General features: G+C 55.1%; 1 pseudogene. It reads right to left on the bottom strand.

The features are described from left to right. Nucleotides 1–153: 153 nt before the first annotated feature. Nucleotides 154–343, bottom strand: a pseudogene (locus tag M5B99_RS29890) (hypothetical protein); the annotation flags it as partial.

Below are 343 nucleotides of genomic sequence, written 5' to 3'. Positions count from 1 at the left end.
CACAAGCGCTCAGGATTTTCTAGGAAATTTCACTCAAGGGAAAGAGAGTTATCTTGCCGTTCTCTGAAATTGCCTGCTTTCGTGGAGGCCGAGAGCACCACTGGCTCTTGCTCGATTGTTGAGGGGGCACCATGATTTTCCGAGACTGAATGCCTAGGATTGGACCGGCGATAGCGCGTCGTTAGCTGACGCTGACGGTACCCAGTGAGTGCCTTGCCGCGCTTCCTCTTCATGGTGTGCCTTGCCAATGCGGTATACGATTTCCTCCGCCAAAACGTCAGGATTGGCGCTTTGGCCGCCGGTGATGCGCAGCCCGCCGTAGTTGAACGCGACCAGGTGTTTA

This window comes from Pseudomonas sp. MWU13-2100 (genome assembly GCF_023242365.1).
Lineage (GTDB): Bacteria > Pseudomonadota > Gammaproteobacteria > Pseudomonadales > Pseudomonadaceae > Aquipseudomonas.
Note: the sequence above shows the minus strand (reverse complement) of the source record. Positions and strands in the feature narration are given on the sequence as shown.